Genomic DNA, 21,719 nt, shown 5'->3' on the forward strand with positions numbered 1-21,719 from the left:
AAGAGGCCTACAACATGGTCAGAGATGTCAGCAACCGTTTAGGTTGTCGCCAGTCGATGCCTTCCATCAGCATCGCCAGCTGGGCCGGGGTCAGGAACACTTTGCCATCACGGGCAGAGGGCCAGGCGAAGCGACCACGCTCCAGCCGTTTGGTCAGCAGGCACAGCCCGTCGCCGGTGGACCACAGCAGTTTGACCTGGTTGCCGCTGCGACCCCGGAAGATGAAGACGTGGCCGGACATCGGATCGTCTTTCAGCGCCGTCTGTACTTTTGCGGCAAGACCGTTGAAGCCATTTCTCATATCAGTGGTACCGGCAACCAGCCAGATTTTGGTACCTGTTGGTAACGGGATCATCGCTTCAGCTCCTGTATCAGCAGAGCCAGGAACTTTTCGCTGACAGTGCCGTTGAGGCGGAGCGTCCCGTGCCGGAACGTTATCTCACAGCTGATACTGAGGGCTTCCGGGCTCTCAGTGGGCGGCTCTGGCTGTACGTCAGCGGCATCGAGAGTCACAGGAAGTAGCTGCGGGTTCTCTGAAGAAGGTAATAGCAGCTTTCCCTCGCGCCATTGTTGGCGCCATTTGAACAGCAGATTGGCGTTAATGCCATTTTCAAGCGCCAGTTTTGAGATGGATGTTCCTGGTTCGCAGGAGGCAGCAACGAGTTGTTGCTTAAACTCAGGAGAATAATTAGGGCAGCCTTTTCGCCTGCCGGGAGTCACATTTTTCTGCATATCTGACACTTTGGTTCCCACTACTTATTTGGTGGACACCACTTTGTCGGATGCTTCGGATTATGACCAGACGGTTCACGCTGTACGCTTACAGTTATCTGGCGTTACGTGACAGTGTTGGTCAGATACTTCCACCTCTTCAGAGTTAAAGTTTGATATATGGGAAAAAAAACGCTCCCGGACGGGAGCGTAAGCCAGTGACTTCGGCGTCAAATGAGGGTCTAACAAGTGGAGCTGCGGGTTAATTCTGGGTGATCTGACTGCGATGCTTATCAGCCTGCTGCTGGTGAACAACGGAAGACTGACCATTATTCGCCTTCTCATGTACAGCTGCGGCCTTCTCATGCTCGCTCATTTCAGAAAATGACTTTGCTGTTTCGTTGGTAGCTCCGGGTTTAGCTTTCATCATTTTTTTATGCATTTCAGCCATGTCCTGGTGGGCAGCAGAATTGCTGTTTTGCATCATGTCATGGGACATTGCGGCCTGATCGTGACTGCTCATATCCATCATTGTCATGCTGTCTCCCTGAATTGCACTTTTTTCAGCAGATGACTGCATCTGGTGGGCAGGTGCCTGTGCATTATTTACCTGGTCATGCATGTTCATTGTCTCTGCAGCCATGGCAGATGAAGCGGCAGCCATAATGGCAACAAATGATACGAGAATCTTTTTCATGGTTGGGTCTCCGGTGTTTACATACCCAAACAATCAATGGCTTATAACAGAGAAAGCAGTTGATCTCAGGGCGGGTTAATCATCACTCCAGGAACCAGGTGATTGTGTTATCACGCTGCTCCTGATTTATGAATAATTATAAAAAACCGCCTCTGTTTATCGCGTGACTGAATGATGACAATTTTGTCACCTTCCAGGTTTCTCCTGAACAACGGGATTAATCCATTAACAGGCGCACTTTGAACACAATTTCACGCCCCTGCTGTTCTGCTGACAGCTCGCCGCCGTGAGCATGAATGATCGACCTTGTAATTGATAATCCCAGCCCCGCGCCTTCCGTGTTGTAGAACCTTGATGAGTCTGCGCGATAGAACCGGTCAAACAAACGTTCCAGATTAGCGGGAACCTGGCCGGACATCGTATTCGTAATCATCACGTTCACACAGTCACTGTCACGCTCAAGGTGTATCGCTGTACAGGTGTTATCGGGAGAATACTTGATTGCATTGGAAAGCAGGTTACTGAAAGCACGTCGGAGCATATCGCTGTCTCCGGCAACAACGCCCTCTCCTTCAACCGTGATTGTCTTTCCTGTTTCGTCTGCCAGGGGCTCGAACAACTCACGTAATTCATTCAGTTCGGCTGCCAGATCCACATCATGTTTATCCAGCCGCAGCAGACCATGCTCTGAACGTGCCAGAAAAAGCATGTCACTGGTCATTCGTGACAACCTTTTCAGTTCTTCCAGGTTAGCGAATAAAATTTCGCGGTAATGCGAAACATCCCTTTCCTTAGCCAGTGCAAACTGCGTCTGCATCATCAGATTACTGACTGGTGTGCGCAGCTCATGCGCGATGTCAGACGAGAAATCTGACAGTTTCCGGAATGCCCCCTCCAGGCGATCAAACATATTATTGAACTCCTGCATGGTCTCAGAGATTTCCGGCGGAGCCAGATCGGGATTTAGACGCTGATCCAGGCTGTGTACGGTCATGGAGGAAGCCAGACTGGTCATTTCCCGTAGCGGTTTCAGACCAATACGTGTGGTCAGCCAGCCCAGAAAAACAGAAATAAAGACCAGACCGATATTGAACCAGAACAGCCAGGTACTGAGTTTGTCCATAAACAGGGTGTGATACCCAGTATCCGTGGCAACCGTAATGATGACATGTTTGCTTTTACCCTGTTCCGGCGTCACGGCAACCCGCCGCGAGATACTGCGGTACACGGTGTTATTTTCTTCCGTCTGGATCATATAGTCGAGAATATCACCCGACTTATTAAGCAGGACCGCTGGAACAACAGAATTTTTGGCATAGAGTTCAACAATTTTTTCATTTTCCATGTTTTTTATAGAAATGAATAAGCCATTGTGCCCCACCATCGCATCGTTTATTTTTTCTGATAATGACTTAATATCCGTTTTGTTCCTGAACGTCTCTGTTTTAAGAAACTCTTCGGTGAGCTGAAGTTTACCTGTCAGAAAATCGCGGTCCTGATTATCGAAATAGCCATTAAGGGTGCTAATCAGGATAAAACTTGATAACCACCATACCGTAAGCATCACCGCAGAAAAAATCAGGCTCAGGCGTGTGGTCAGGGAAATTTTGAACCTCACTCTTCTCTGATCTCCAGGACATATCCGGCACCGCGAACGGTATGGATCAGTTTTGGCTCAAAGTCATCATCAATTTTACTTCTCAGACGTCTCACGGCGACATCAATCACATTCGTATCACTGTCAAAATTCATGTTCCAGACCAGGGACGAGATAAGACTCCTGGGTAACACTTCTCCGGTGCGTTGCAGCAGCAACTCAAGCAGAACGTATTCTTTACCGGTGAGATGGATCTTCTTCCCCGAACGGATCACGGTCCGGCGCACCATATCAACGGTCATATCGGCGATGGTGCAGACTGTTGCGGCCTGCGAGCGTGCCCGGCGCAGTAGGGTTCTTACACGTGCAACCAGCTCCGTAAAATCAAAGGGCTTAATCAGGTAGTCATCTGCGCCAAGCTCCAGTCCTTTCACTTTGTCCCGCACGTTGTCCTTTGCGGTTAAAAACAGGACCGGTTCTTCGTGCCCGGACTCCCTCAGTGCGCTGATGATTTGCCACCCGTCGAGGAAAGGCAGCATCACGTCCAGTATTATCAAATCATACTGTCCCTTCGACGCGGCCCCGAGACCATCGCGGCCATTATTAAAGAGATCGGCCTGATAGCCTTCCTCAACCAGTCCCTGCTGCAGGTAACGACCTGTTTTTTGTTCGTCTTCAACGATTAAAATACGCTGCATGGTCAACTCGCTGATATGAAAGTAAAAATCTCACGCATGAGCTTTGGCTGTCCCCTAGCTGACCTGAGACGGAGCAAGCATTCCGAGCCACGCTACGGCGCCCAGAATGATAATCGCAACAACGAATTCTGTCAGGATGCTGTTTCGCATCAGGGCAACGCTGCGATCATAATTCCCTTCCCTGACCATAACTTCAAGCCGGGGACCCAGGTGAAACCGGTTTGCTGCAGCCAGAAGAAGCATCAGAACAAACAGAGCCGTCTTGGCAAGCAATATCCTCCCCCAGGAACTGTTGAATAAGGGAGTTAAGTTACCCTCAGCAATATACAGATAGTTGACCAGCGCACTCAGGATCAGGGCTACAACAATCACCGTTCCTGCCGTGGCAAATTTTGCCAGGGAGTCAGATATCACAATGACGCTCTGTGCATTATGCTCGTTTCTGCGCATCAGCAGGATAGCAAATGCAACCAGAGCACCTGTCCAGGCACCTGCAGCGCCGAGATGGGTCAGATCGCTCAGTAAATGGAGATAGTAATGCAGACCGTCATGCATAACGGCGTGTCCTCCCCAGGCAAGTGTAGCCAGCGCCACGCCCCCACTCATCGTCATCAGCAGGCAGGACAATACTCTCTTATTAGTGTAAAGGAACAAAGCACCGAGTGTGGTAAACAGGGCACAGAGCCTGACAATCCAGCTAATACCCACATCAGTTTCTTCTATCACCATCTCGATAACATGGATGGATAATTCTCTGAGGTCAGTTACTCCACTCATGGCATTAGATACCAGGAGCATATTAATGCCAGTAAGAATGATGCCTGTAACAACAGCAAAAGTTATAAACGACCTGAAATTAGTCAGGTTATAGGTTTCATGTCTGACACCGCTTATTCCATATATCTGAAAAAATGGCAATCCAAATATTACCATCAAATCCAGATAAAGAAGAAAACGAATAACAATCATAATCAGGTCGTTCATAATATTACTTCACTGTAAAGGTGTAATTACCGGTAATAGGGTGCGTATCTGAAGAAACCGCGCGCCAGTCAACACGATAAGTGCCAGCGGGTAAAGGCTCTCGCGGAATAATGACCATCGATTTAGGGTCAGCGCCTGGCGCCACTTTTGCCGCGACCGGCATCGGAGAATGTGATGACATGCCTTTCATACCCGTCATCGTTAATTTTGCACCTGAGAATTTCACGGTCAGATTTTCCGAGAAATTAAGCTGAATCTTTTCCGGGGCCGCTACGGCTGAATCAGCCTGTGGCACAGAGCTTTTTAATTCCGGATGGGCCATAGCAGAGAAAGCAACGCCCATAACGAGGCCACCTGTAAGAATGGCTTTATTTAAAATCGACATTTTATTTACCTGTTTAGTTGAGTGTTTTATATCAGTGCGTTAAAACCAGATTCTGGCTCCCGCCAGGAATACTACCTGATGGTCTTTCTCACCTTCTCTTTTCGCCATATCGGATGTTTTCCCGTAAAGTTGATTCCAGGAAACGCCTATATAGGGTGCAAACTCACGGCGTATTTCATAGCGCAGCCGGAGCCCCAGCTCTGTGTCAGTCAGTCCCCTGCCGCGACCCCGCGATTCATCATCCTGACTGTAGAAATTCACCTCATAGGATGGCTGGAGTATGAGCCGGTTAGTCAGTAAAACGTCGTATTCTCCTCCCAGACGAAGGGCTGCTTTTCCGCCATTACTGACAAAACCCGTAATTTCAGACTCAAAATTATAGAGTGCCAGCCCCTGAAAACCGACAGCAGCCCAGGTCCGGGCAGAAGCAGGTCTGAAATCCTGCCTGACACCCGCAACCAAATCCCACCATGGGCCAACCGCATGTCCCCAGAGTAACTGCGCTTCAGCCGCCTCCGTTTCCCCATTGCTTCGTTCACCTTCACTCTTTAGCCAAATCCGATCTGTGTCGCCTCCAATCCAGCTGTTAACACTCCAGCTGAAATTGTTGGTGTTATCCGACCGTTGCCATTCCAGTTGATCCAGCAGAACCAGATAATTAATCGCACTGTCGTGAATCGCATGCCCCTGTAAATTGCCGAATGCAGCCTTCCGGTCGGCATCGGTAACAGGCGGAATTGGCGTTCTGCTCTCAGTTACAATGGGCTCCATTGACGTCATCTCAGTGAAATTCTCATCTGCTGGCATCTGCATGGCAGACATGTCGTGCCCGGCGTGGGGATCTGCAGAGACGGAGCCCGCCGCAATAGAAAGCTGTGAGGTAAACAAACCGGCGACCAGAACAGGTATGGCCTTCAAATTTCTCTTCATTCGCATCATTCCTCCACCCGGACTTCACGAAACATTCCCATTTCCATGTGATAGAGCAAATGGCAGTGATACGCCCAGCGGCCAAGCGCATCTGCTGTCACTCTGTAACTGCGTTTTGTACCAGGGGGAACATCTATTGTGTGTTTACGAACCATGAAATTACCGTTTTCATCTTCCAGATCGCTCCACATACCATGCAGGTGAATGGGGTGAGTCATCATGGTATCGTTGATCAGCGTGATCCTGAGCCGCTCACCGTATTTCAGCAGCACCGGTGCGGCATCTGAAAACTTGATTCCGTTAAATGACCAGGCAAACTTTTCCATGTGGCCGGTTAAATGCAGTTCTATGGTACGGCCAGGTTCACGTCCGTCAGGATCCTCAAAGCGGCTTTTCAAATCCGCGTACGTGAGAACCTTTCTTCCGTTATTTCGAAGACCAATACCCGGATCATTTAACTTCGGAGAGACGCTCATCGCCTGCATATCAACCAGTGGGTTATCCGTTTCTGACGCAGGATGACTTTGCATACCCGGCATTCCGGCCATCCGGGAATGATCCATACCGGCCATGCTGCTGTGATCCATGGGCGCGGAGGATGTCCCGCTATCCGGAAGGTCAGCACCTTCCATAGACATCATCTCTCCGCTGTTATCCATGCCTCCCATCTGGCTGTGGTCCATTCCTGCCATATCATGTCCCATTCCCCCCATACCCATATCTTCCATGGTCAACAGAGGACGGGGATCGAGGGGGGGAACGGCAGCACTTAACCCCTCTCTCGTGGCCAGTGTCCCTCGAGCGTAACCGGTCCTGTCCATGGATTGTGCGAAGATGGTATAGGCCTCACCCTGAGGCTCCACAATGACATCATAGGTTTCGGCAACGGCAATCCTGAATTCGTCAACGGTAACCGGGTTTACATACTGGCCATCTGCAGCCACGACCGTCATTTTCAGCCCGGGGATACGGATATCGAAATAGGTCATTGCCGAGCCGTTGATAAACCGTAAGCGTATCTTTTCACCGGGACGGAACAGTCCGGTCCAGTTTTTCAGCGGGGCCTGCCCGTTCATGAGATAGGTGTAGGTGTAGCCACTGACATCCGCGAGGTCAGTCGGATTCATTTTCATTTCAGCCCACATTTTCCGATCGGCAATGGTGGCTGACAGCCCCCTGGTATTCACGTCGCGGAAAAAAGAGCCAACGGTTGGTTTATTGAAATTGTAGTAATCCGACTGTTTTTTTAATTTTTTCAGCAGGCTGTGAGGATTTTCATCGGTCCAGTCAGACAACATGACCACATGCTCACGATCGTAAGTAAACGGTTCTGGCTCCCCGGCATCGATGATAATGGCACCGTATACCCCCTCCTGTTCCTGCAGACCGGAATGGCTGTGGTACCAGTAAGTCCCGTTCTGCTTAACCTTAAAGGTGTAAACGTAGGTATCATCAGGCTCTATGCCCATAAAACTCAGCCCCGGAACACCATCCATATTGGCCGGAAGAATAATGCCGTGCCAGTGAATGGACGTCTGTTCATTAAGACGGTTTTTGACCTTCAGGGTAATGGTGTCACCTTCTTTCCAGCGAAGAACGGGCCCCGGCAGGCCTCCATTGATTGTTTTGGCCTGACGCTCACTGCCCGTGATATTGACGGCCGTTTCACCAATGGTCAGGTCAAACTGAGTACCCTGCAGGGATGCGGCAACTGGCAGGCTCAGACTGGAACGCGCATTGAAACTCCATACGCCAAGACTTCCGGCTACGCCAGAGAGGGTTAACCCCTTCAGGAAAGTTCGTCGAGACGTTTTCAACAGCATGCGCATTCCCTTATTTAAAGTATGGTTACTGACAGAATTCGAGAACCGATTTAAATTAAATTACTGGTTCATCCACTTACAATGAAATGAATCTAGCACACCTTAAGAAACAAATTCATTACAATCGTGTAATGTACATAGCTGTATTACATTTACGTCATCTTCCCCACAGGTTGATTATTTTTATATATGATCATAAGGACATCTTTTATGTACCTCAGAAGGTAATTACACATGAATATATTAATCACGACCACTGCGTTTACAGCTTTATTTTGTGGGGCAGCTTTTGCTCAGTCCAGTGATATTGCCCATGAAGCACATCGATTTGTTAATAATGCCTCAGCCGTCAGTCATGTGAATTCCTCGACGCATGAAAACTTACCGGACAGGGTTAATAAAAACAACACGCCCTCATTCTCTGAAATGAATGAACATGAAAGGGCCATTGTTGCTCATTCATTTATGAACAACAGCGCGTCCTATGCGCATCAGAAAATGATTGAGGAACATAAAAAAATGCTGTCCGGCAGTGATGCAAATTCAAAGACCTCGTCTTCTTCTTTTAACGAACTGAATGCCGGAGAAAAAGCCGCTCTCGTGCATGAGCAGGTCAATAATGCCGGTGCGGAAGCACATCAGACGCAGGCAAGAAAGCTTCGCGGGCTGTATTCGACCAGGTAACTGCAGGCGGGTTAGTGCTTAGCGTCAGGTGCGCAGCAGGGCTTTACTGACGGGTTACGTAGCAGGACATGAGCCCCATATTGCTCTGCCGTAACCTGTTTCAGTCCCGTTAATCATCACCGTCGGGCTGGTCATACAGTTCCCAGAGCTTCAGGAGCAAACGGGAAACAAGATATGTTACAAAAATGACGACCATCAACGGTGCTCCCGATTAACTGACAGATGACACGCCTCCTGAAAACCCCTAGCATACGCCGCAGTGTTCATGCTAACGGCGAATTCCAGTAAATGTATTCTACCGATGTCGTAAAAGAAAATGCCTACCTTTCAGCCACCCGCTCGGGGCTGGAATCGAACGAGATCGCTACTCTTCAGCGCTCCTTGCCTTCCCGGTTTAATCTGCGGCATTTGAAAAAAAATGAATCATTAAAACTCGTACTGCAAAAGAAAGCGGGAAAATCACGTGTCGTGGCCTATAAATTTACGTCCGGTTCATTTAATTACACGGCGTATCGTATATCAGATAAAAAGTTCTATAACCTTTCCGATACTTCCGGGAAAGGCAGTCTCGATTATCCGTTACCGGCCACAGCAAGACTCAGTTCGCCTTTCAATCCTGCAAGACTTAACCCGGTATCGGGAAAAGTGAGTCCCCATAATGGCATTGATTATTCCATGCCCATGAACACGAAAATAGTCAGCGTCATCGACGGAAAAATCACCCGGGCCGAATACAACAGTACCATGGGATATTTTGTTGAAGTAACGGGAAAAGCCGGTGTTAAAACTCGCTATCTCCACCTCAATAAAATACTCGTTACTAAAGGGGCCAGGGTTACACGGGGAGGTGCTATTGCGTTATCCGGTAACAGCGGACGTTCATCCGGTCCTCATCTGCATTACGAGCTGGTCATCAATAACAACCCTGTTAACTCTCTGGCGTTCCGGGCAGCGGCACCCGCTGATAACAAACTCGAACAGCATGCCTTTGCGCATGCCAGAGACTACGAACGATACCTGGACTGATAACGGGACCGCGACGCGGCCCCGTCTGCCGGATTAATTTTTTTTATCGTTTTCACTTCCGTGATGTTGATGATCTCCATGCCCTCCGTGGCCGTGGAAAAGATGCATTAGCGGGCAGACCAGCAATAACAGATATGGCCAGTAACCTGCCACATGTGACCAGTGTTCGCGCAGGAGGGCAAATGCCGCGATCGCGGCGACAGCAATAAGCGCATAGGTGGTACTTTTCATACTGGACTCCTTCTGTTCGTAACTGACCCTTCACTCAGTGTTATTTCCCGAGCCTGACACTTTTCAGACGCAACGCATTCACAATGACGCTGACGGAGGAAAGAGCCATGGCCGCCGCCGCAATAACTGGCGACAGCAGTATTCCATACACAGGATAAAGCAGACCTGCAGCCACAGGCACGCCAAGTGCGTTGTAGATAAATGCAAAAAACAGATTCTGACGGATATTTTTCATGGTGATCTCTGACAGATGACGGGCCCTGTTCAGTATCATCAAGTCGCCTTTGAGAAGGGTGACTCCGGCACTTTCAATTGCCACATCTGTACCCGTTCCCATGGCTATACCCACGTCAGCCGCTGCCAGCGCCGGGGCATCATTCACACCGTCTCCGGCCATCGCAACCACATGGCCAGACTCTTTCAGTCGGGTTATCACTGCTTTTTTGCCATCCGGCAGAATTCCGGCTTCAACCTCATCTATTCCCAGTTTCCGTGCGACTGCTTCAGCAGTAAGCTGGTTATCCCCGGTGAGCATAACGATGCGGATCCCCGCCTGACGCAAAGCTTTAAGCGCATCCGGCGTGGTTGTTTTCACGGGATCCGAGATAGCTATCAGGCCTGCAAGGTCCCCGTCTGTGGCCACATAGATAACGGTAGCGCCTTCCATCCGCAACGTATCCGCAACGGCCTTTTGATTATCAATAACTATACTGTTTTCCTGCATAGCCAGTTCATTACCAATAACAACCCGTTGACCTTCGACATCGCCTGAGACACCTTTACCCGACGGTGCATCGAAATGAGTGACTGCGGGTATTGCGATCCCCTTTTCCTGTGCTGCTTTAACTACTGCCATACCCAGCGGATGCTGCGAGCCTTTTTCCACTGCGGCTGTTACACGCAAAAGAGATGTTTCCCCACCCGGATTGAGACTGATAATCCCTGTCACCGTAGGCGAACCTTCCGTGAGCGTGCCTGTTTTGTCGACAACCAGCGTGTCCACTTTTTCAAGACGCTCAAGGGCTTCGGCATTCCTGATTAACACCCCGGCCTGGGCTCCTTTGCCCACCCCCACCATTATCGACATCGGCGTGGCCAGCCCCAGCGCGCAGGGACAGGCAATAATCAGGACCGACACAGCCGCAATGAGACCGTGCGCCATCCTGGGCTCGGGCCCCCAGACAGACCAGATCACGAAAGCAACAACCGCGATAAGTATCACCAGAGGAACAAACCAGCCTGAAACGCTGTCAGCCATTCTCTGGATGGGGGCACGCGAACGCTGTGCATCAGCGACCATCTGAACAATTCGTGAGAGCATTGTTTCATCACCGACTTTCTCTGCACGGATGATGAGACTCCCTGTCTGATTAATGGTCCCCCCGATGACAGGGTCACCCTCCGTTTTGGTAACCGGCATAGATTCCCCGGTCACCATCGATTCATCAACGGTTGTTTTGCCTTCGATCACGATACCGTCGACCGGAATACTCTCTCCAGGTCTGATGCGGAGCTTATCGCCAGGCAGGACATCTTCCGCATTAATATCCGTTTCATGACCGTCATGATCCAGCCGTCTGGCGGTTTTGGGGGCAAGGTTCAGAAGCGCAGTAATGGCGCCTGAGGTTTGTTCCCGTGCCCGCAGCTCAAGAACCTGTCCCAGCAGAACAAGCACCGTAATAACTGCTGCGGCTTCAAAATAAACGGCCACCAGGCCATCCATGTTTCTGAACGATGCAGGAAACCAGGAGGGGAAGACGGTTGCAATGACGCTGTAAACCCAGGCTACGCCGGTCCCCATTGCAACAAGGGTAAACATATTCAGGGAGCGGTTACGTAACGACATTCCGGCCCGGGCGAAGAATGGCCAGCCACACCACAACACGACAGGGGAGGCCAGAAGCAGCTGCAGCCATGTGTTGTACTGTGGCGGTACTGTATTCCTCAACTCGGGAAACAGATGAGATCCCATTTCGAGTACCAGAACCGGAAACGCCAGCAACAACCCCAGCCAGAAGCGTCTTGTCATGTCGTGAAGTTCATCACTCGGCCCCGTGGATGCCGTAGCTACGAGCGGCTCCAGTGCCATTCCACAGACAGGACAGCTTCCGGGACCACTGCGGCGTATCTCCGGGTGCATCGGACATGTCCACACACCTTCAGAATTCTCTTTTTCCGCCTGGTGGTGAGGCTGTTTTATCTGATCAGGGCTGACTTCGTGATGATCGTGGTGATGGTGATGGGAATGTTCACTGGCATCTTCGGTAAGATAACGATCGGGATGGGCTTTAAATTTACTCTCACAGCTGGCGGAGCAGAAATAAAGTTGATGGTCCTGGTATCGAATGCTGCTGTGCGCCCTGTCGGGCAGGATGGCCATCCCGCACACGGGATCTCTCACCTTATGCAATACGTGGCCCTCGTCCGGGGATAATGTCTGCTCAGAAGCAGTCTGGTTGTTGTGTTGCACTGCATTGTCATTTTTCACAGTAACTCTCCTTATGCATACCGAAGCATCTTCTGTCTTCAGGGTATGTCATGGATGCGATTACCACGAATATCGCCGGCACAGGAGTGCCTGCTACCGGCGTCCCGTTATCAGCCGTTCCGCTGACTATTCGATTCGCTGGAAGACTTTTTTACTTCCATCCGGTGAGAATGCGATAACATCGTAAGCCTCTTTTCGGGCTCCCATCTCCATTCCAGGACTTCCTGCTGGCATACCGGGGGTGGCGAGACCGTATATACCTGAACCAGACTGCATTGCCTTATGTATCGTTGTCGCAGGCACATGGCCTTCAATGATCAAATTACCGGCAACCGCGGAATGACAACTTCGCAGTCCTGCAGGAATAGCATGCTTTTCTTTCAGGGCTGACAGCGCCTGATCATTCATGACGTGAGTTCGTACTTCAAACCCGTCTTTTTCCATCGCCTTGCCCCACAGGGAACAACAGCCACAGTTTTCAGATTTGTACATATCAATCACTTTTTCACTCGCCATCGCGGGCAGTGAAAGGCCGAGAGCCAGCGCCATCAGAACCACTTTTTTCATACTCACCTCTGTATATTATCGATTTAAACCCTGACGTCAGGGTGAATCAGTAAAGAAGGACACCCACAGGGGGTGCCCTTTCAGGTTCAGGACACGCTTTTTTTATGTCTGCGCAGCCAGATTAATTTGTAGGCGGCAGGAATAATGAACAGGGACAGCAGCGGAGCCGTGATCATCCCACCAATCATGGGTGCCGCGATACGGCTCATGACTTCTGAACCTGCACCGGTTCCCCAGAGTATTGGCAGCAGACCCGCAATGATCACCGCCACGGTCATGGCTTTCGGCCGGACACGCAGTACGGCACCATGATAGAGGGCTTCATCAAGGCCTTCCGGTGTGAACGTCTCTTTACGGGACAATTCCGGGTGCGCTTCAATGGCATGACGCAGATACATCAGCATGACCACGCCAAACTCTGCTGCCACCCCGGCCAGAGCGATAAACCCCGTTCCGGTTGCGACAGACATATGGAAGCCCTGCCAGTACAGGAACCATATCCCGCCAACCAGGGCGAACGGCAGGCTCATCAGGATCAGCAGGGCTTCATCAACCCGGCGGAATGCCAGATACAACAGGATGAAGATGATCATCACCGTCATCGGCACCATCAGCTTCAGTTTCTTGTTGGCATGCTCAAGCAGTTCAAACTGTCCGGAGAATGACACGCTGGTACCCGGTCTCAGTTTCACTTTCTGACTGATCGCCGTTTTAATGTCATTAACCACCGACACCATATCCCTGCCGCGCGCGTCAATGTAAATCCAGCTGGCTGGACGGGCATTTTCCGTTTTCAGCATAGTCGGCCCGGAAACGACCTTAATATCCGCAACATCGCCCAGCGTGATCTGCTGCTTCATCGGGGTCAGGATCGGCATCTGTTTCAGGGCCTGCGGGCTGTTCCGGTAATCCTGCGGATAGCGGATATTAATCGGGTACCGGGCCACGCCTTCAACCGTTTCCCCTACCGTCGCGCCGCCGATGGCTGATGAGATGAACAGCTGCACATCGCCCACCGTCATTCCGTAGCGGGAGGCTTTTTCCCGGTTGATATCCACATCAATGTAGCGCCCGCCTTCCAGTCGCTCTGCGAGAGCAGACACTACGCCGGGTACGGTTTTGGCGACCGCTTCGATACTCTGCGCCGTTGCATCGATATCGGACAGAACCGTTCCGGACACCTTGATACCTATCGGGCTTTTGATCCCGGTTGAGAGCATATCAATACGGTTACGGATTGGCGGCACCCAGAGGTTTGCCAGCCCCGGTAAACGGACGGTCCTGTCGAGTTCTTCAATAATCTTGTCAATCGTCATGCCTGGACGCCACTGATCCTCAGGTTTGAGCTGGATCGTGGTTTCAACCATTTCGAGCGGTGCGGAATCCGTGGCGGTCTCTGCTTTACCGGTCTTGCCAAATACAGAGGCCACTTCAGGAACGCTTTTGATTAACTTGTCCGTCGTCTGCAGGAGCGCTGCAGCTTCAGCCGGAGAGACACCCGGCAGGGTCGACGGCATATACAACAGGTCGCCCTCGTTAATCTTCGGCAGAAACTCACCGCCCACCTGGCTCAGCGGCCAGATAACGGTGAAAATGGACAAGGCCGCAACCAGCAGGGTTGTTTTTGGCCAGTGGAGAACCCGCAACAGCAATGGATGATACGCTTTGATCAGTACCCGGTTCAGGGGGTTACTGGTCTCTGCAGGAATTTTCCCCCGGATCCAGAATCCCATCAGAATCGGAATGACGATGATGGCCAGCGCGGCCGCGCCCGCCATGGAGTACGTTTTCGTGAATGCCAGCGGGCCAAACAGACGTCCTTCCTGACCTTCCAGGGTAAAGATAGGAATAAAGGACAGGGTGATGATCAGCAGGCTGATAAACAGTGCGGGTCCCACTTCAACGGAGGCATCGGTAATCACCTTCCAGCGGGTGGCGTTGTCAATCTGCTCACCCGGATGCTGATGATCCCACTCCTCAAGCCGCTTATGCGCATTCTCAATCATCACAATGGCGGCATCCACCATCGCACCGACGGCAATCGCTATCCCTCCCAGCGACATGATATTGGCGTTCAGTCCCTGGAAGTGCATGACGATAAAGGCGATACACAGACCAAGCGGCAGAGAGATAATCGCCACCAGGGCAGAACGTACGTGCCACAGGAACAGGGCACAGACGATGGCCACCACGATAAACTCTTCCAGAAGTTTGGAACTGAGGTTATCAATCGCCCGGTCGATGAGCTGGCTGCGATCGTAGGTGGTCACGATTTCAACGCCTTCCGGCAGGCTGGCCTTCAGCGTCTCAAGTTTATCCCTCACTGCCGTGATAACGTCGCGTGCATTTTTACCCGACCGCAGGATCACCACGCCGCCAGCGACTTCGCCCTGGCCGTTCAGCTCGGCAATACCACGCCGCATTTCAGGCCCGGTCTGCACGCGGGCAACATCCCGCAGATAAACCGGCACGCCGTTCTCGCCTGTTTTCAGGACGATGTTATTAAAATCATCAATGCTCTGAAGATAACCGCTGGCACGGACCATATACTCAGCTTCGGCCATTTCAACGGATGAGCCACCGGCCTCCTGGTTAGACGATTCAAGGGCCTGTTTCACTTCGGGCAGGCTGATACCATACTGAGACAATTTTACCGGATTGACCTGAATCTGGTACTGTTTCACCACGCCGCCAACCGAAGCGACCTCAGCCACGTTCGGGATGGTTTTCAGCTCAAATTTCAGGAACCAGTCCTGCAGAGAACGCAGTTCTGAAAGGTCGTGTTTTCCGCTGCGATCGACAAGGGCATATTCAAATATCCAGCCCACCCCCGTGGCGTCCGGACCGATTTCAGAACTCACACCGGCGGGCAGTTTTCCCTGTACCTGGTTCAGGTACTCCAGCACGCGGGAACGGGCCCAGTACAGATCGGTGCCGTCTTCAAAAATGACATACACATACGAATCACCGAACTGTGAAAAACCACGCACGGTTTTTGCGCCAGGCACGGACAGCATGGTGGTGGTAAGTGGATAGGTGACCTGGTTTTCTACAATCTGCGGGGCCTGGCCGGGATAGCTGGTTTTGATAATGACCTGCACATCTGACAGGTCAGGCAAGGCATCGACAGGCGTGTTAATAATCGTCCATGTGCCCCAGATGCTGAGAAACAGGGCCCCCATCATGACCAGGAAACGGTTGGCGACAGAGCGCCGGATAATCCATTCAATCATCGTCGTCTCCTCAGTGCCCTGAATGCATATTTACAGGCTGGTCAGACATTGCTGGCATACTGCTTTCTGTTTTTTCAGGGTGGCGCATACGTTCCAGTGCGCCCGTAATATTGGCTTCAGAGTCAATGAGGAACAGGCCACTGACCACCACGGTATCGCCTTCATTCAGGCCGGAGCCGATGCCGGACTGTTGCTGTGACTCATGCAGAACGTGGATCTGTTTCGGCACAAACTTGCCTTCATCATCAACAGTAATCACGCGCTGTTCTTTGCCGGTATCGATAACGGCCTGGCTTGGTATCAGCAGCATCTCCTGGCTTCTGGTATTCAGTTTCAGATAGGCATTCATGCCCGGCTTGAGAAACTCATCCTTATTAGAAACCTGGAGACGGACCTGAAGCGTACGGGTTGTCTGATCCACGCTGGGAAGAATATTCCATTTTTCGACATGGAATGTTTTATCCGGATAAGCCGGTACCGAAATTTCAAACTGCGACGTATCTTTCAGCAGATAGGCGATAGATTCTGGCACTGCAGCGCTGATCCAGACCGGGTCCATTCCCTGAATCTGAGCCACCACCTTATCTTTCGAAATATTCATGCCGGTGCGCAGGTCAAATGCAGTAATGACACCATCAATAGGTGCTTTAATGGTAAAACGGGTCTGAATGCTCCGGGTAGAACGCAGTCTCTGAATATCCTCTTCCGGCATACCTGCCAGGCGAAGCCGTTCCAGAACGCCTTTAATTTGCGTGGAAGTACCACCGGTGCTGGATAACAGAAGGAATTCACTCTGTGCTTCCACCCAGTCCGGAATGGTAATATCGATAAGTGGCGTCCCCTTCTTCACATGATCGCCAATCGTCATGGGGTAGACTTTTTCGACAAACCCGTCAGAACGCGCCTGCACAATAACAAACTGATACTCGTTATAGCTGACATTAGCCGGGATTGTCTGAGAATAATTCAGCATTCCTCGCGTGACTTTTTGCGTTTTTAATCCCAGATTCTGAACCTGGGTTGGGTCGATACGGATCCCGCCACTGCTTTTATCGCCACTGTCATCAGCATATTTTGGCACCAGGTCCATATCCATAAAGGGCGATTTTCCGGGTTTATCAAATTTGGTATCCGGTTTCATTGGGTCATACCAGAAAAGCACCTTTCGTTCCGGTGCCTTTTGTTCTGTTTTTTCTGTCTTTTGTGCTGAGTTTACATACTGCCAGGCAGTAACCGATATCAGCCCCCCTGCTATGAGGCTGCTGATAATTATTGCAGCATATTTTATCTTTAAAGAAGCCATACAATTTTCCGCTAAAAAATCAAAACACCTGGCATATGCGCCTGACGGTTAACTCACACATATACCTATGTGAATGTACAGGCGCACAGGATGTAATCGCTCCGGACAGCCAATCAGGACTGCGTCACGTTAATGCTTTTGAGTAAGGAGATATTGCCCTGCTGAATAAACGAGAAATCGACATGGTTGCCTGTTTTCAGGGCATTAATAGCATCGTCTGCATTAACAAAAGTAAAGCGCATGGTCATTGCAGGCCAGCCCACCGCTGGAATTGCTTCATGCGAAATGGTGATTTTCTTAGTATTCATATCAATGTCTTTAACGACACCGGTGCCCTTGATAACTTGCTGTACCGAAGCATCACTGGCAGTATTCATATCGCCATGCTGATGTGTTTCAGCATGAAGACCGGCAGAAAACATGACAGAGAAGGCACCAAATAAAACGGCTTTAAGTGAATTACGCATTTTAATTTCCTGATTAATTAAATAAATTTACTCTACCCAACCGCCACCCAGCGCGGTAAACAGATTAATTTCGTTAACCTGCCGGGAATAGGTAAGATCGAGAATGGTTTGCTGGGTAGCGAAGAGGGAACGTTCTGCATCCAGCACTTCGATGTAACTGACAGCACCACTTGCATACAATCCTCTGGCACGCTGGAGAGTTATCTGAAGTGAATCAAGATAACGCTGCTGTGACTCAAGTTGCTGGCTAAGGCTGTCGCGCAGCGCAAGCGTGTCGGAAACATCCTTAAAGGCTGACTGAATTTTTTGTTCGTAATTAACCACCGACTGTTGCTGGCGAATTTCAGCCAGCTTCAGATTGGCTTTATTCCTGCCAGCATTAAATATAGGAATTTCAATTTTAGGGATAAAATTCCACATTCCACTTCCTGACGTAAACAGGCTGGACAGCTCCGTACTGCTTGCGGAAAGACCACTGGTCAGGGTAATTGAGGGGAAAAAGGCCGCTCGCGCTGCGCCAATATTGGCATCAGCCGCTTTCAGCTGATATTCCGCTTCCATAATATCCGGTCGCTGCAGCAAAATTTGTGAAGACAGATTTGGTGGCAATTTTACTGGGGCTATCTCCCCGCCTTTCATCCCTTTTTCTGACGGAAGTGCGCGGTACGTTCCCAGCACCAGTTGCAGGGCATTGTTTGCCTGAGCCAGATCGCCTTCTCGTTTGGCTATTTCGGCGCGGGTACTTTCGATTTGTCCTCGCGCCTGTTCAAGTGCCAGAACGTTCGTACTCCCGGTCACGAGCTGCTGCTCAACGAAAGCATAGGACTGTTGATAATTTTTCAGCGTTTCCCGCGCAATACGAAGTTGTTCGTACGCCAGTTGCTGGCTGAAATAGCTTTGTGAAACGTTGGATACCAGCAGGATGTGTACGGCCCGACGGGCTTCTTCGCTGGCAAAGTAGTTCTGGCGATCAGCATCACTCATGTTCTTAAGTTTGCCGAAAAAATCGAGCTCATAGCTGAGCTCCAGTCTCGCGTCGTACTCCTGTGTGGTCGGCTTGTCACCTTTCAGACCACCGCTGTATGTTATCCCGGATGAGGCATTCAGCTGGGGATAACGATCTGCATCCGTGACGTTGAACTGGGCTCGGGCCTCTTCAACCTTCAGGGCAGCCATTCTCAAATCACGGTTATTAGTCAGAGCTTCACCGATCAACCGGGTAACCTGGGGATCCACAAAAAAGTTACGCCAGCCCGTATCCTGATAGCCATTTACCGCTGGCGTCAGGCTGTTATGGGACAGTGAAAACTGCTGGGGTACCGGTGCTGCGGGCCGCTGATATTCAGGCGCAAGCGACACGCAGCCTGCCAGGATGAATATCGTGCTAATGCTGAGTAATTTTAATTTGAACATAACGCTTCTCGTCCAGGCAGACCTGGTAAATGGTTCAAATGAAGTCCAGAGTATTGATAGGGGTACTTTACCTAACGCTCTCTGTTTGCCGGGTGACAGGATAATGACAATGTTGTCATTTTTGCTGTAATCCGTTGATAACGATCGTGGGCGCAATAGAATGACATTAGCAGCCAGCCGGGGAGCAAGATGAAAATATTGATCGTCGAAGACGAAATTAAAACAGGTGAATATCTCAGCAAAGGGCTTACAGAGGCAGGGTTCGTAGTGGATCACGCTGATAATGGTCTTACCGGATATCATCTCGCCATGACAGCCGAGTATGATTTAGTCATTCTGGATATCATGCTACCTGATGTGAACGGCTGGGATATCATCCGCATGCTGCGCACTGCCGGAAAGGGTATGCCGGTCTTACTGCTGACAGCCCTCGGCACGATCGAACATAGGGTCAAAGGACTGGAACTGGGTGCGGACGATTATCTGGTTAAACCCTTTGCGTTTGCCGAACTGCTCGCCCGGGTGAGAACCCTTCTGAGGCGGGGAAACACGATGATCACGGAAAGCCAGTTTAAGGTGGCTGACCTCTCGATTGATCTCGTATCCAGAAAAGTCAGTCGCGCCGGAAACCGCATTGTGCTCACCAGTAAAGAGTTCAGCCTGCTGGAATTCTTCATTCGCCATCAGGGAGAGGTTCTTCCCCGCTCCCTGATTGCCTCTCAGGTCTGGGACATGAATTTTGACAGCGACACTAATGCGATCGATGTCGCAGTAAAGCGACTCCGCGCTAAAATAGACAACGATTACGAGACAAAGCTGATCCAGACAGTCCGGGGCGTGGGCTACATGCTGGAGGTCCCGGATGCATAGCAAACCTTCCAGACGCCCTTTCTCACTCGCTCTGCGGCTGACCTTTTTTATCAGCCTGTCCACGATACTGGCTTTTATCGCATTCACCTGGTTTATGCTGCATTCTGTTGAAAATCATTTTGCCGAGCAGGATGTCAGCGATCTTCAACAAATCAGCACCACACTGAACCGTATACTGCAGTCCCCGGTGGATCCGGATGATAAAAAAATAAGCAAAATAAAGGAATCAATTGCCAGCTACCGCAACGTTGCCCTTTTGCTCCTCAATCCCAGGGGGGAAGTGCTCTTTAGCTCAGCTCAGGGGGCGGCACTACGCCCGGCAGTGAATTCAGCAGATTTTAGCGAGCACAGCCGCGCACGGGATGTCTTTCTCTGGACGGTGGAGGATCCTGCGGGACCGATGGATACCGGGTCCGAAATGAAGATGGAAACATACAGGATTATCGCCTCCTCTGGTCAGGCGATATTTCAGGGCAAACAGCAGAACTATGTCATGCTGACTGGCCTATCCATTAATTTCCATCTCCATTACCTCGATGCGCTGAAAAAGAACCTGATTGCGATTGCCGTCGTGATAAGCCTGTTGATTGTTCTGATCATTCGAATCGCTGTCCGTCAGGGGCACCTGCCCCTTCGTAATGTCAGCAATGCCATTAAAAACATCACCTCCGAGAATCTTGATGCGCGACTGGAACCGACACGCGTTCCCATTGAGCTGGAGCAACTGGTTATCTCGTTCAATCATATGATTGGAAAGATTGAGGATGTCTTTACCCGCCAGGCCAATTTCTCTGCCGATATCGCGCATGAGATCAGAACGCCCATCACCAATCTGGTGACGCAGACTGAAATCGCACTGAGTCAGGATCGAACACAGAGGGAACTTGAGGATGTCCTCTATTCCAGTCTTGAAGAGTATAACCGGATGACCAAAATGGTCAGCGATATGCTGTTCCTGGCACAGGCAGATAATAATCAGCTGATACCTGACAGGGTCATGTTTGACCTCAGAGCGGAAGTCATGAAAGTCTTCGAGTTTTTCGAAGCCTGGGCCGAAGAACGCAATATCACGCTCAAATTTAACGGGATGCCCTGCCTGGTTGAGGGAGATCCACAAATGTTCAGAAGGGCGATCAATAATCTGTTATCCAATGCCCTGCGTTATACCCCGGAGGGACAGGCAATCACCGTCTCAATAAGAGAGCAGGAGAGCTTTTTTGACCTTGTGATTGAAAATCCGGGGAAACCAATCCCTGAAGAGCATTTATCAAGGTTGTTTGACCGTTTTTATCGGGTGGATCCGTCCAGACAACGAAAAGGAGAAGGCAGCGGCATCGGCCTTGCGATTGTGAAGTCAATCGTGGAAGCACATCACGGAAGAGTGCAGGTGGAATCGGACGTACACTCAACGCGTTTTATCTTATCCGTGCCCAGACTGGAGAAAATGATTCCGGACACCCAGTGCTGGGAATAAAGATTTAAATGACAAAGATGTCATTAGCCTGTCATGCAGCAAACAGAAGCCATTCGATATAATTAGTGCAACTTATCAGGAAGGCTGGATTGCTTTATCAATATCCGGCGTCAGTGGACGCCAGGAAATGAATATCCA

Annotated in this window: 20 protein-coding genes; 4 read left to right on the plus strand and 16 right to left on the minus strand. The window is 50.5% G+C overall.

From position 1 onward, the window contains the following. Positions 1 to 7: 7 nt before the first annotated feature. From tnpB to pcoA, 9 genes are all read right to left on the minus strand, one after another. Positions 8 to 355 carry an IS66 family insertion sequence element accessory protein TnpB gene (gene tnpB, locus ACLHV9_RS23065; protein WP_003843771.1) on the minus strand — a complete coding sequence of 116 codons (348 nt, stop codon included), beginning with the start codon at positions 353 to 355 and terminating at the stop codon, positions 8 to 10. Next, entirely contained in the window at positions 352 to 732 is a 381-nt protein-coding gene (gene tnpA, locus ACLHV9_RS23070) for an IS66-like element accessory protein TnpA (RefSeq protein ID WP_032939119.1), read from the minus strand. Before tnpA ends, tnpB begins: the two co-directional genes overlap by 4 nt. Positions 733 to 973: 241 nt before the next feature. Next, positions 974 to 1,408, minus strand: a complete 435-nt coding sequence (pcoE, locus tag ACLHV9_RS23075; protein WP_000723069.1) for a copper resistance system metallochaperone PcoE — start codon at positions 1,406 to 1,408, stop codon at positions 974 to 976. 217 nt (positions 1,409 to 1,625) lie between these two features. Further along, positions 1,626 to 3,026, minus strand: coding sequence for a copper resistance membrane spanning protein PcoS (pcoS, locus tag ACLHV9_RS23080; protein WP_001211180.1), 1,401 nt, complete (start codon positions 3,024 to 3,026; stop codon positions 1,626 to 1,628). Then, on the minus strand, positions 3,023 to 3,703 hold the full coding sequence (pcoR, locus tag ACLHV9_RS23085; protein WP_001188930.1) for a copper response regulator transcription factor PcoR: 681 nt from the start codon (positions 3,701 to 3,703) through the stop codon (positions 3,023 to 3,025). Before pcoR ends, pcoS begins: the two co-directional genes overlap by 4 nt. A gap of 54 nt (positions 3,704 to 3,757) precedes the next feature. Next, complete coding sequence (pcoD, locus tag ACLHV9_RS23090; protein ID WP_229692861.1) at positions 3,758 to 4,636, minus strand: copper resistance inner membrane protein PcoD; 879 nt, start codon at positions 4,634 to 4,636, stop codon at positions 3,758 to 3,760. Positions 4,637 to 4,691: 55 nt separating this feature from the next. Next, complete coding sequence (gene pcoC, locus ACLHV9_RS23095) at positions 4,692 to 5,072, minus strand: copper resistance system metallochaperone PcoC (RefSeq protein ID WP_000025662.1); 381 nt, start codon at positions 5,070 to 5,072, stop codon at positions 4,692 to 4,694. Between the two features lie 39 nt (positions 5,073 to 5,111). Further along, a complete protein-coding gene (gene pcoB / locus ACLHV9_RS23100; RefSeq protein WP_001378118.1) occupies positions 5,112 to 6,002 on the minus strand; it encodes a copper resistance outer membrane transporter PcoB in 891 nt (296 codons plus the stop codon). A gap of 5 nt (positions 6,003 to 6,007) precedes the next feature. Continuing rightward, on the minus strand, positions 6,008 to 7,825 hold the full coding sequence (gene pcoA, locus ACLHV9_RS23105) for a multicopper oxidase PcoA (protein WP_407221113.1): 1,818 nt from the start codon (positions 7,823 to 7,825) through the stop codon (positions 6,008 to 6,010). A gap of 234 nt (positions 7,826 to 8,059) precedes the next feature. On the opposite strand from pcoA, the gene ACLHV9_RS23110 reads away from it, so the two are divergent. Then, positions 8,060 to 8,509 carry a copper resistance protein gene (locus tag ACLHV9_RS23110; RefSeq protein ID WP_001023257.1) on the plus strand — a complete coding sequence of 150 codons (450 nt, stop codon included), beginning with the start codon at positions 8,060 to 8,062 and terminating at the stop codon, positions 8,507 to 8,509. A gap of 288 nt (positions 8,510 to 8,797) precedes the next feature. Then, positions 8,798 to 9,535 (plus strand): peptidoglycan DD-metalloendopeptidase family protein, encoded by a 738-nt coding sequence (locus ACLHV9_RS23115; RefSeq protein ID WP_000287501.1) that lies wholly within the window; start codon positions 8,798 to 8,800, stop codon positions 9,533 to 9,535. Positions 9,536 to 9,568: 33 nt separating this feature from the next. Here ACLHV9_RS23115 and ACLHV9_RS23120 read toward each other — a convergent pair whose 3' ends face one another. From ACLHV9_RS23120 to silC, 7 genes are all read right to left on the minus strand, one after another. Then, a complete protein-coding gene (locus tag ACLHV9_RS23120) occupies positions 9,569 to 9,766 on the minus strand; it encodes a DUF2933 domain-containing protein (protein ID WP_000843494.1) in 198 nt (65 codons plus the stop codon). A 40-nt stretch (positions 9,767 to 9,806) separates the two neighbouring features. Beyond that, positions 9,807 to 12,254 carry an Ag(+)-translocating P-type ATPase SilP gene (gene silP, locus ACLHV9_RS23125; protein WP_001353604.1) on the minus strand — a complete coding sequence of 816 codons (2,448 nt, stop codon included), beginning with the start codon at positions 12,252 to 12,254 and terminating at the stop codon, positions 9,807 to 9,809. 126 nt (positions 12,255 to 12,380) lie between these two features. Then, positions 12,381 to 12,821: a DUF411 domain-containing protein gene (locus ACLHV9_RS23130; protein WP_000758225.1), complete on the minus strand. Its 441-nt coding sequence runs from the start codon at positions 12,819 to 12,821 to the stop codon at positions 12,381 to 12,383. A gap of 86 nt (positions 12,822 to 12,907) precedes the next feature. Further along, positions 12,908 to 16,054 carry a Cu(+)/Ag(+) efflux RND transporter permease subunit SilA gene (silA, locus tag ACLHV9_RS23135; RefSeq protein ID WP_000574029.1) on the minus strand — a complete coding sequence of 1,049 codons (3,147 nt, stop codon included), beginning with the start codon at positions 16,052 to 16,054 and terminating at the stop codon, positions 12,908 to 12,910. A gap of 10 nt (positions 16,055 to 16,064) precedes the next feature. After that, positions 16,065 to 17,357 carry a Cu(+)/Ag(+) efflux RND transporter periplasmic adaptor subunit SilB gene (gene silB / locus ACLHV9_RS23140; RefSeq protein WP_000157620.1) on the minus strand — a complete coding sequence of 431 codons (1,293 nt, stop codon included), beginning with the start codon at positions 17,355 to 17,357 and terminating at the stop codon, positions 16,065 to 16,067. A 113-nt stretch (positions 17,358 to 17,470) separates the two neighbouring features. Continuing rightward, entirely contained in the window at positions 17,471 to 17,824 is a 354-nt protein-coding gene (gene cusF, locus ACLHV9_RS23145) for a cation efflux system protein CusF (RefSeq protein ID WP_001246155.1), read from the minus strand. A 27-nt stretch (positions 17,825 to 17,851) separates the two neighbouring features. Next, positions 17,852 to 19,237 (minus strand): Cu(+)/Ag(+) efflux RND transporter outer membrane channel SilC, encoded by a 1,386-nt coding sequence (gene silC / locus ACLHV9_RS23150; RefSeq protein WP_000475506.1) that lies wholly within the window; start codon positions 19,235 to 19,237, stop codon positions 17,852 to 17,854. Positions 19,238 to 19,426: 189 nt separating this feature from the next. Here silC and silR point away from each other — a divergent pair, with 189 nt between their 5' ends. Then, positions 19,427 to 20,107, plus strand: a complete 681-nt coding sequence (gene silR, locus ACLHV9_RS23155; RefSeq protein WP_000697968.1) for a copper/silver response regulator transcription factor SilR — start codon at positions 19,427 to 19,429, stop codon at positions 20,105 to 20,107. Beyond that, the gene (gene silS / locus ACLHV9_RS23160) at positions 20,100 to 21,581 is read left to right on the plus strand and encodes a copper/silver sensor histidine kinase SilS (protein ID WP_000555736.1); all 1,482 of its coding nucleotides are present in this window, start codon (positions 20,100 to 20,102) and stop codon (positions 21,579 to 21,581) included. The genes silR and silS overlap by 8 nt, the downstream gene beginning before the upstream one ends. Positions 21,582 to 21,719: the final 138 nt, after the last annotated feature.

The sequence above is a fragment of the Enterobacter sp. CPE_E890 genome (assembly GCF_046521475.1).
Taxonomy (GTDB): domain Bacteria; phylum Pseudomonadota; class Gammaproteobacteria; order Enterobacterales; family Enterobacteriaceae; genus Enterobacter; species Enterobacter adelaidei.

Coding starts and splice junctions, on each gene's coding strand:
- tnpB (WP_003843771.1), bottom strand. CDS start 355: ATGATCCCGTTACCAACAGGTACCAAAATCTGGCTGGTTGCCGGTACC.
- tnpA (WP_032939119.1), bottom strand. CDS start 732: ATGCAGAAAAATGTGACTCCCGGCAGGCGAAAAGGCTGCCCTAATTAT.
- pcoE (WP_000723069.1), bottom strand. CDS start 1,408: ATGAAAAAGATTCTCGTATCATTTGTTGCCATTATGGCTGCCGCTTCA.
- pcoR (WP_001188930.1), bottom strand. CDS start 3,703: ATGCAGCGTATTTTAATCGTTGAAGACGAACAAAAAACAGGTCGTTAC.
- pcoD (WP_229692861.1), bottom strand. CDS start 4,636: ATGGTAATATTTGGATTGCCATTTTTTCAGATATATGGAATAAGCGGT.
- pcoC (WP_000025662.1), bottom strand. CDS start 5,072: ATGTCGATTTTAAATAAAGCCATTCTTACAGGTGGCCTCGTTATGGGC.
- pcoB (WP_001378118.1), bottom strand. CDS start 6,002: ATGAAGAGAAATTTGAAGGCCATACCTGTTCTGGTCGCCGGTTTGTTT.
- pcoA (WP_407221113.1), bottom strand. CDS start 7,825: ATGCTGTTGAAAACGTCTCGACGAACTTTCCTGAAGGGGTTAACCCTC.
- ACLHV9_RS23110 (WP_001023257.1), top strand. CDS start 8,060: ATGAATATATTAATCACGACCACTGCGTTTACAGCTTTATTTTGTGGG.
- ACLHV9_RS23115 (WP_000287501.1), top strand. CDS start 8,798: ATGTATTCTACCGATGTCGTAAAAGAAAATGCCTACCTTTCAGCCACC.
- ACLHV9_RS23120 (WP_000843494.1), bottom strand. CDS start 9,766: ATGAAAAGTACCACCTATGCGCTTATTGCTGTCGCCGCGATCGCGGCA.
- ACLHV9_RS23130 (WP_000758225.1), bottom strand. CDS start 12,821: ATGAAAAAAGTGGTTCTGATGGCGCTGGCTCTCGGCCTTTCACTGCCC.
- silA (WP_000574029.1), bottom strand. CDS start 16,054: ATGATTGAATGGATTATCCGGCGCTCTGTCGCCAACCGTTTCCTGGTC.
- silB (WP_000157620.1), bottom strand. CDS start 17,357: ATGGCTTCTTTAAAGATAAAATATGCTGCAATAATTATCAGCAGCCTC.
- cusF (WP_001246155.1), bottom strand. CDS start 17,824: ATGCGTAATTCACTTAAAGCCGTTTTATTTGGTGCCTTCTCTGTCATG.
- silC (WP_000475506.1), bottom strand. CDS start 19,237: ATGTTCAAATTAAAATTACTCAGCATTAGCACGATATTCATCCTGGCA.
- silR (WP_000697968.1), top strand. CDS start 19,427: ATGAAAATATTGATCGTCGAAGACGAAATTAAAACAGGTGAATATCTC.
- silS (WP_000555736.1), top strand. CDS start 20,100: ATGCATAGCAAACCTTCCAGACGCCCTTTCTCACTCGCTCTGCGGCTG.